This window comes from Prevotella heparinolytica (genome assembly GCF_004342845.1).
GTDB classification, from domain to species: domain Bacteria; phylum Bacteroidota; class Bacteroidia; order Bacteroidales; family Bacteroidaceae; genus Bacteroides; species Bacteroides heparinolyticus.
This window is the reverse complement of the sequence record NZ_SLXB01000034.1, coordinates 18,548-28,691: the sequence shown is the minus strand read 5'-3', so window position 1 is coordinate 28,691 and position 10,144 is coordinate 18,548. Positions and strand designations below refer to the sequence as shown.

At 46.5% G+C, this 10,144-nt stretch carries 6 protein-coding genes; 2 read left to right on the top strand and 4 right to left on the bottom strand.

Going from position 1 to position 10,144, the window contains the following annotated elements:
• Positions 1 to 116: 116 nt before the first annotated feature.
• Both EV202_RS13785 and EV202_RS13780 read left to right on the top strand, forming a co-directional pair.
• Positions 117 to 1,070, top strand: coding sequence for a D-2-hydroxyacid dehydrogenase (locus EV202_RS13785; protein ID WP_131927475.1), 954 nt, complete (start codon positions 117 to 119; stop codon positions 1,068 to 1,070).
• Positions 1,071 to 1,106: 36 nt separating this feature from the next.
• Positions 1,107 to 2,189, top strand: a complete 1,083-nt coding sequence (locus EV202_RS13780) for an endonuclease/exonuclease/phosphatase family protein (protein ID WP_131927474.1) — start codon at positions 1,107 to 1,109, stop codon at positions 2,187 to 2,189.
• Positions 2,190 to 2,300: 111 nt separating this feature from the next.
• Here EV202_RS13780 and EV202_RS13775 read toward each other — a convergent pair whose 3' ends face one another.
• The 4 genes from EV202_RS13775 to ettA form a co-directional block, all read right to left on the bottom strand.
• Positions 2,301 to 3,974: a DNA/RNA non-specific endonuclease gene (locus tag EV202_RS13775; RefSeq protein ID WP_234878307.1), complete on the bottom strand. Its 1,674-nt coding sequence runs from the start codon at positions 3,972 to 3,974 to the stop codon at positions 2,301 to 2,303.
• A 76-nt stretch (positions 3,975 to 4,050) separates the two neighbouring features.
• Positions 4,051 to 5,370, bottom strand: coding sequence for a hypothetical protein (locus EV202_RS13770; RefSeq protein WP_234878306.1), 1,320 nt, complete (start codon positions 5,368 to 5,370; stop codon positions 4,051 to 4,053).
• A gap of 20 nt (positions 5,371 to 5,390) precedes the next feature.
• The gene (locus EV202_RS13765) at positions 5,391 to 8,096 is read right to left on the bottom strand and encodes a TonB-dependent receptor (RefSeq protein WP_131927473.1); all 2,706 of its coding nucleotides are present in this window, start codon (positions 8,094 to 8,096) and stop codon (positions 5,391 to 5,393) included.
• Between the two features lie 246 nt (positions 8,097 to 8,342).
• Positions 8,343 to 10,040 (bottom strand): energy-dependent translational throttle protein EttA, encoded by a 1,698-nt coding sequence (ettA, locus tag EV202_RS13760; protein WP_131927472.1) that lies wholly within the window; start codon positions 10,038 to 10,040, stop codon positions 8,343 to 8,345.
• Positions 10,041 to 10,144: the final 104 nt, after the last annotated feature.

Genomic DNA, 10,144 nt, shown 5'->3' with positions numbered 1-10,144 from the left:
AAGAGAGATACTTACCGATTGCGATTACAAAAATGTCAAAGAACTAAATTATAAACAATTGAAAATCAGATGGGATTAAGTGCCCAGCAGTGTTGCAAAATATCAAAACAAAGAATATGAAAATAGTAGTATTAGACGGCTACGCCGTCAACCCCGGAGACCTTTGCTGGGATGAATTGCACGCTTTGGGCAATTGTACCATCTATGAGCGTACCGCTCCCGCCGAAATATTGGAACGAGCTGCCGGCGCAGAAATTCTGTTGACAAACAAAACTGTCCTGACGGCAGAACACATGGCCCAACTGCCCGAACTAAAATACATCGGTGTGCTTGCCACCGGATATAATATCGTCGACGTGGAAGCTGCCAAAGAGCGCGGCATCGTTGTCACCAACATCCCAGCTTATAGCACCGACTCGGTGGCGCAGATGGTGTTCGCCCACATCCTGAACATTACCCAGCAGGTGCAATATCACTCCGAAGAGGTGCGCAAAGGCCGCTGGACGCAGAGTAAGGACTTCTGTTTCTGGGACACACCGCTCATTGAGCTGCGTGGAAAAAAGCTGGGCATCGTAGGGCTGGGACATACCGGCTACACCACTGCCCGCATCGCCATCGGGTTCGGCATGAAGGTATGTGCCTACACTTCCAAGACAAACTTCCAACTCCCTCCCGAAATCCGTAAAATGGAGCTGGACGAACTTTTCCGCGAATGCGACATCATCAGTCTCCATTGCCCCCTCAATGACTCCACCCGCGAGATGGTCAATGCCGAACGGCTCCGCATGATGAAACCTACCGCCATCCTCATCAACACCGGACGCGGTCCGCTCGTCCATGAGCAAGACCTGGCCAATGCCCTGAACAGCGGAATCATCTATGCCGCCGGTGTGGACGTACTATCCGAAGAACCGCCCCGTGCCGACAACCCGCTGCTTACTGCCAAGAACTGCTACATCACTCCGCACATAGCATGGGCCAGTACTGCCGCACGCGAGCGCCTCATGCAAATCATGCTGGAGAATATCAAGGCCTATCAAGAAGGAAAACCGGTGAACGTGGTGAAGTAAAACAAATATCGAACAAGCTCTCTACAAATACGCAACATGGGAAAATCTGCCGTTAAAGGACTTTTTTATTTTTGTTTGGTAGCTGCCACTTTAGTGCTGGCTGCCCTCACCATAGCCGCCGGGAAATCGGGGAGCATAAATCCCACGGAATCCGTCATCATGCCCTTGCTGGGACTGGCCTTACCGGTGCTGCTGATCATCAATCTGATAGTGGCGATATGCTGGGCAATGGCGCACCGATTCTGGGCTTTGGTTCCACTGATAGCCATCGGATTCAACTGGCCTTATTTCACCTCGGTCATCCAGTTCAATGCCGACAAGGAGAAAACGTCGGACGGCAAGTATCTGAAGATTGCCACCTACAACGTACATGGCTTCGGCTACGAGGTGACAGGCTACTCTTGTAAAGAGATAGCACGTATCATGGAGCAAGAAGGAGTAGACGTGCTTTGCTTTCAGGAGTTTGGCGACAACGAATACTTCCCGATGGACAGCATCTGCAAAATGCTGTCGCACTGGCCGCACATTCTTATGGCAAACAACGACTCTACCCAAAACGTACTCCCCATGGCCATATTCAGCCGCTACCCGCTCATTGACCGGCAGCTCATCACCTATCGGGAAAGTTCTAACGGCAGCATGATGTGCGACATCGTGGCGGGTGAAGACACCATCCGTCTGATAAACAATCACCTGCAAACTACCAATGTGAACCAGAAACGACACAAATGGCAACAGGAGATAGGAGTGGCCGACACACGCCGCGAGATGCATGCGGCAAAAGATGCCGCACTGACCCTGCACGGCAACTTCGTGAAACGTGCGGAGCAGACGCAAATCATCGGCCAGCATGCCAAAGAAAGCCCCTACCCCATATTGGTATGCGGTGACTTCAATTCACTTCCGTCGTCGTACACCTACCATTACCTGACCGGTTTTCTGGAAGACGGTTTCCGCAGTGCCGGATACGGTTACATGCACACCTACCGCTATGGCAAAGGCCTGCTGCGCATCGACTATATTTTCCACTCCCCTACACTGAAAGGTATCGACTACTACTCGCTCAACCTGGAATTGTGCAGCGACCACAATCCGGTGATCATGGAAGTGGAGTACTAATAAAAAGCCGGGCATGAGAACCCCTCAAAGTTCATGCCCGGCTCTTTCTTTTAAAATTTAACGTCTAAACCTAAAGTCTGACAACAATGTCCCCGCATTGTCTCAGCTATTCTACCAAGCCCAATCGGTCAGGCTATATGCTTCCTCCACCTTCTTCTCGATGTCATCCGGCAGATTACAGAAGAAGTCAAGATCGGTTTTCTGCTCCAGCACGTCAATGCTGACCACATACTGCTTCAGTACATCGGCTGAAACATTGTCACCATATTTGTAGCCATAGTCATCCCGATGCTCTATCCAGAAACCAATGGCATAAAACGAACCGTTTTTCTCGCCCAATACGGCCATATAGTAGAATTTTGGGCAAGCCAATCCGTGTATGGTACGACCCTTTTCATCGGTTTTCGGAATAATGCCGTCCTGTCCTTTTTTCTCACCGGTATAGTTCACAAGCAGTTGGTTCAGAGCTCCACCTTTGGTCACATACAGTTTATCAAAGGATGTTCTTCCCCACTTTCTGACACGATTCTCGAATGCCGCCCAGAATCCGCCATTGAAAGAATTGAACTGCGGACTCATGTTACTATAATAGAATGTCTGCTCATTAGCTTCTTTAGAATATACCCTATCCTCGGACGCGCAGAGATGTCCTTTATCAAACCCGTCACTCTTATGAGATTCATTATCCACTTGCATCTCTTTGGGGAGTTGCGGATCCACATCCCAAGCATCAGTACGGCTCACGTTATCCTGTTTCGTAGTCTTATCGAAAACAAAAGCGACCCATGCCGAATGCTTCATGGCATCGTTCCACTCCAACGCATAATTGAAGACAGTCTGATTATTAACCGACACGGTATGCTCCACATAGTAATTAGCGGAATTGAGGTGCGGAATGGAATAATCGGTCACATAGGCTCTGCCTTCCGTTGCCACATTTGCATTCTCATTCACAATCGTCTCGTGCGAAGAGAGTAGATATTCCACCCCTACATCATCACCGTCAATATAGGCAACACGAAGCTTGAGAAAGACATGCTCCTGTGGCGTGGTGTAACGTACCCAATAGGCGGAATTCCCTGTAATCGGTGCAGTGGTTCTCCACTCCGTCACCGCAGAAACAGCCGGGAGATTCGAGAGTTTAGACACTCCGTCGTACTTTGCAAAACTATAATTCATCCCTTTAAGCTCTTTATTTCCGATAAGGATTCTTGATGCAAGCCCTTCGGGCAATAATCCCTCAGCAGTTGCACCACCGCCAGCATAGCCTTTCAGCACAAAAGCCTTGGCACCTGATTCCGTAAGCTCAATAGAGTTTATATCCGGACGTTTTTGCATGGAGGCTACCTTATACTCCACTCCAACCTTGTTCCCGTCAATATACGCCACGCGAAGCTTGACATAACCGTAATAGGAAGCCGTGACATAACGCACCCATGCCGTTACTCCTTCCGTAGGTTCCAATGTCTCTCTCCAGTCTGAAGCCGTAGAGAAATCCGGCATCGCGTCCAAACGCTCCACCTTGCTGCAAACGGCAAAGGTATAATCGGTGCCGCACAACTTCCGGTCCTTGATATATACCGGCGTGGCGAAACCTTCGGGTTGCAACATGCCCCCGGCGGTAACATTATCCAAATATCCCAGCATGACCAATTTCGCAGAGCCAACCTCCGTACTTTCAATGACTTTTTCCTTTGGAAGTGGAATATCCGGTTCGTCCGACGAACCACATCCTACAAGCAAAGCAGAAACCAGCCAAAACAATATCTTAAACATCTTCTTCATATTCATTTTATCTTTTTAGAAAAAAAGGGAGCAGCGTAAAATGCTACTCCCTTTCGCTGATTAATAAGTCCGTTTTTTAGCGCTTCACAGGCCCGGCTGTCTTTTCAAACTTCTTCGTTTCTTCGTTGTACATGAACGACATGCCATAAAGACCGTCGCCACGTCCGCCATATACCTTATATACAGCAATGTAGCTGATTCCCGAATCCGGAGTATCCACCCAAGAAGGAAGTAATATGTTTGCAATACCCTCGGCCATACGTTGGTCCATGATTGCCTGCACCTCTTCGTCTGACTTACCTGTCAGATAACCGTCAACATTATAATAGTTTTTCCACGTATTATATTTATTGTTGATGTTATTGTATTTGCTTGAAGAACCAAAATAATATTCCTCCTGCGCTGCATTCTGAGTACTCAAGAAAGCAGGCTTATTAGCAGTTACCCAAGCAACTAAAGCTTGATAATCAGCTTCGGCCATAGTAATAACCTTTGTACCTCCCAATAATCTGACAATGTTCCAAGTTGCACCGTCATAGGTCAATTCGGCAATCTTCGTTGATACGGTCAGCACTTCTGCAAACGGGTCGTAAGCAGTCCATACATTGCCATCAAATTTATACAGAGCCGTCTTTACTGTTGTTTTCTTATCAGCATAAAACTTATAAGAAATCTCACAAGTAGCCCCCGACTTTGTATAAGGGAAAGCCTTTCTCAAGAAGATGGGCAGATAGAAATTGATATCCATATTGGCATCAAAGTTCTTGTATTTGCCCGGCTCTCCTTTTTCGGTACCCATGGAAACATAATCATCATCAGACAAGGTATATTTCTTGTCAGGAGTGAAGCTGCTGTATACATTCCAACCGGCAGCAGTCTTCTGATATACCTTTACCAAAATGGAAACAGATCCAGCATAATATTTATAAGAAATGCCAACAATCTTGCCCACCGCCAAATCGGCGAACTTAGTCTCACAGAAAGCTTTGAGATAAGTATCTATATCCATGCTGGAATCGAAGTTATCATACTTGCCCGGCTGCCCCTTTTCAGTGCCCATGGCATCATAATCTTCGGTAGTCAATGTATATTCTACATCCGTTTTCACCTCTTCAAAATCCTTGGTGATATCACCGTAGTTCACGCTGACCTTGGCTGAAGAACCTTTATCACAATAAGGGAACTTAGCTTTCAACATGGCATTCAAAGCGTTCTGCAAAGAAGCTTTGTCGGTAAAATAGCCTTCACCGGGATAGTTGCCGGTAAATTCTCCTTCATATTGGGCAACATCGGTTATCTTGATATCATTATAACCTTCAAAGTTGTCTTCATTATAATCGCATCCGGTCAGCATGGCTATCGCCGCAAACATAGACGCCCAAATATATTTCTTCATAATTGTCATATCTCCCTCTTTTAGAAATTTACTTTAAGCTTTAAAGACATATTACGTCCGAAACCGTAGAACACACGGTAAGCAGTTTTCCATGTATGGTCACCGCCATCGAATGCAGAGTTGATATACTCTTGGTTGAACAGGTTCTCGATGTTACCTGAAAGAGTAGTTTTCAATCCGGCAATTTCAAAAGCATAGCTTCCGCTGAAATCAACAGTAGAGTAAGAAGGAATACGCCAAGGAGTCTCATAGATTTTCTCTCCTCCAAGGGAAATGTCGTTACTCTGTACGGCATAGTCGGCATAGTTGCGACCATAGAAATTCCAATCAAGACTCAAGCGCAGACCTTTCATCGGGAATAGATTGACGCCAATGGCTGCCGTGGTCTGTGCAGATCCACCTTCCATAACATCTTTTTGACCAATCAACATCGTTGCATGATCATCGGCACCGATACCAGAAGCTACCTTATAGTCTTTGGTCATAGGCTGTCCACCCGAGTTGTAGAAATAACCTACCGGGTTATTGGTCCAACGCCAATCGCCGACAGACAACATACCGGTAAAGTTCACCCATGTTGCGGGTTTATAATTCATCTCCAACTCAACACCTTGGTGAGTAGAGTTCACACCTTGCATATTCACCATGGCACGGTCCAGATTGCCATCAGCATCTGTATAATCGAAAGAACGAGCCATTGTCTTATCTTTCCATATAGTATGGTAAGCATTCAAGTTGGCTGTAAATATGCGAGAACGGTATCCGTAGCCCACTTCAAAGCTCAACACTTTTTCGTTCACGGCATCCTTGTTCACGGCATTGCTCACCGTAGAAGAAAGGAATGCACCGCCGGAGAAGTAAGGAGCACGGCTGATGTAGCCTACATTGGCAAATACATTGTTGTGTTCGTCCAAGTTATAGTTGGCACCGCCCTTGATCGTGAAGCCCAACTTATTTACTTTATCCGATTTAGCATGAGCCTCATCATAATAGAAACGGTCGTAACGCCATTGGCTTACTTCGCTGATAGAACCGGAAACAAAAGCTGTCAGCTTGTCGTTGTCATATTCAGCCTGACCGAACACACCGCCCTGCAATACGTGTCCGTCGTAATCGCGATATACAACATCGCCTACAGTAAGTTTTTTATAGTTAAAGGCATCAGTGCCCGCTCCGGCAAAATTTGCAGCCTTCACATTCTTACGATAACGGTCGATGTAATAAGAGCCGTTATAAAGATCGATGATTTCATTGGTATGTGTACCGATGTAGTAACGGGCGTCAATGCCGATATAGAAGTTGATCTGGTCGTTCAGTTCTTTCGTATAAGTAGAAAGCAAACCATACCATTTATGCAGGTTTTTCGATGTGGACATCACCATCTGCGAACCGCTTGTGCTTTGTTCGTTCATTTCCTGAATCTTATCATAAGCAAATGTCCCGTCCGCATTGCGGAATGTGGTACTCAGGACACCGTCCGAACTGCCATACCATGCACTGGAATAAGCGCTGGTGCCTTGACCGCTATAGCCATATCCATCACCGATGGACATATAGAGCATACTGTTCAAAGAAGATTTACTGTCAATCTGCCAAGAGTGATTGAACTGTATCTGAGGCTTATGATATTTGTTGCGGGCAGAAGTCTTGCGTTCGCCATTCTTACCGAAACCATAAGTGGGGTTGTAACGATATTGTTCGCCCGGCTGCATGTACTTCTGTACTTGTTGCCATCCTTCGATGGTCAATCCGTCATAGTTACTACGTTGGTTGTGCCATTGCGGAGCACCAAAAGCAGTCAAAGACACCTGATGATTGTCTCCTAAACGTTTGGCAAGGCTGGCAAAATAAGTGTAGCCTTCAAATTCGGTACCTTGCACATAACCGTCTCCCCAAGACTTACCACCCAAAAGGGTAAATGCCCAACCATCTTTCGTTAAACCGGAAGAAACACTGAACAACACCTTATTATATCCATCATTACCTACGGCATAGCTGGCAAATCCACCTTTCTTGGCATCTGTGGCTTTGGTCACGATATTGATAGAACCACCTACCGAAGGAGCAGATACTTTGGATGCACCTAAACCGCGCTGATACTGCACGTTGCTTGATACGTCGGTCAAACCGGCCCAGTTGCTCCAATAAACGCCTCCCCACTCCATGTCGTTCATGGGGGCACCGTTTACCAATACAGCCACGTTCTCCGACTTAAAACCGCGAATGTTCACTTTGGAGTCTCCAAAACCACCACCGCCACGACTAACGTACACACCGGGAGAAGACTTCAATATTTGCGGAAAGTCTGCCGTACCGATACGCTCTTCAATATAAGAAGGAGCAATGGTCGACATAGCTACCGGAGTTTTACGGGCAATAGCCTGAGAGGTGATTATCACGTCGTTCAATGCTACTGCATCCGCATACATCTGAACCGCTCCCAAATCCACCGTACCTCCTTTTTGGGCAATTTTCTTCTGGAGGTCTTTATAGCCTACGTACTTGAATAATAATGTGCCATTTGGGGCCACATCTTGTTTGAAATAACCGTCAATGTCAGTCACTGTTCCCTGAGCAGTACCTACTACCATTACGGCAGCTCCCACCAACGGTTCACCCGTTTCTGCATCAACAAGTTGACCTTTCACTGTGGTCTGGGCAGATGCTACGGCACTGAATGCCGACAATACGGCCACCAACAGGAAATGAATTAGATGTCTTCTCATAATTCTTTGTTTTGTTAATAGATAGTGTTAATTAAATATTAAATTCTGTTTCAAGTCGCAAATATAAAAAATTAAAGTCAGATATATATTACGTTTATGCTACCTTTTTTTACATAAAGAAAGTTTCTTTGAATCTTTCTTTAAACAGATTGAAGAACAGCATTATATAAAAAAGCTCTGCCTTGAAAGGCAGAGCTTTCTATCTTTTCTCTAATAGAGCAATAAGCTTTCAAATCGAAACAGGAATCAATCTGCAACCAATTTTCTGTAACGCACGCGTGTAGGTTCTTCCTTACCTAATCGTTTCTGTTTATTTTCCTCATATTCGGAATAAGAACCTTCAAAGAAGAATACGTTGGAGTCTCCCTCAAAAGCAAGGATGTGTGTACAGATACGGTCGAGGAACCAACGGTCGTGGCTGATGACTACGGCACAACCTGCAAAGTCCTCCAAACCTTCTTCGAGGGCACGAAGCGTATTCACGTCAATGTCATTGGTGGGCTCGTCAAGAAGCAGCACATTGCCTTCTTCTTTCAAGCAAAGAGCCAAATGCAAGCGATTACGCTCACCGCCCGAAAGCACTCCGCAGAGTTTCTCCTGATCGGCTCCTGAGAAGTTGAAACGCGACAAGTAGGCACGTGCGTTGATGTCGCGTCCGCCCATGCGAATCAAATCGTTGCCTCCGGAAATCACCTGATACACGCTCTTGTAGGGGTCGATATCCTTGTGTTGCTGATCCACATAAGCCACCTTAACGGTCTCTCCTACCTCAAACTCGCCTTTATCCGCTTTCTCCAAGCCCATGATAAGACGGAAGAGCGTTGTCTTACCGGCCCCGTTAGGACCAATAATGCCCACAATGCCATTGGGGGGAAGCATAAAGTTAAGGTCGTCAAACAGCAGCTTCTCTCCGAACGCTTTTGCCACATGCTTGGCTTCAATCACCTTGTTGCCCAAACGAGGACCGTTCGGTATGAATATTTCAAGTTTTTCTTCTTTTTCCTTCACATCCTCATTCAGCAGCTTGTCATAAGAGTTCAAGCGAGCCTTTCCCTTAGCCTGACGGGCTTTAGGAGCCATACGTACCCACTCCAGCTCGCGCTCCAACGTTTTGCGACGCTTGCTTGCCGTCTTTTCCTCCATCTCCATACGCTTGGTCTTCTGCTCCAACCAACCGGAATAGTTTCCCTTCCAAGGAATGCCTTCGCCACGATCCAGCTCAAGAATCCATCCGGCCACATGATCAAGGAAGTAACGGTCGTGAGTCACGGCAATTACCGTACCTTCGTATTGCTGCAAATGCTGTTCCAACCAGTCGATGGATTCCGCATCGAGGTGGTTGGTGGGTTCGTCGAGCAGAAGCACATCAGGTTTCTGCAACAACAAGCGGCAGAGGGCCACACGGCGACGTTCACCTCCTGAGAGGTGTTCCACCGACTGGTCTTCGGGCGGACAACGCAAAGCATCCATCGCACGTTCCAGTTTGCTGTCGAGGTTCCATGCATCGGTAGCATCTATAATATCCTGCAACTCGGCCTGACGGGCAAAGAGTTTATCCATCTTGTCCTGATCCTCGTAATACTCCGGCAAACCGAACTTCTGATTGATTTCTTCATATTCCGTCAGCGCATCCACAATGGGTTGCACACCTTCCATTACAACTTCTTTCACTGTTTTTGCAGGGTCAAGATACGGTTCCTGCGCAAGATATCCCACGGAATATCCCGGTGAGAACACCACTTCGCCTTGATAAGATTTATCCAGACCGGCGATAATCTTCAGCAAGGTTGACTTACCCGAACCGTTCAAACCGATAATACCTATTTTTGCTCCGTAGAAGAATGAGAGGTATATGTTCTTCAACACCTGCTTGTTATTCTGCTGGATGGTCTTGTTCAGTCCCACCATAGAAAAGATGATTTTCTTATCGTCTACTGTTGCCATGTATTCTAAAAAAATAATTAGTGATTAATGATCAGTGGGCAAAGATATGAAAAAAAACGAAATTCCTTTGTTCCTTCCGAAAAAGTATCTATCTTTGCACCCGC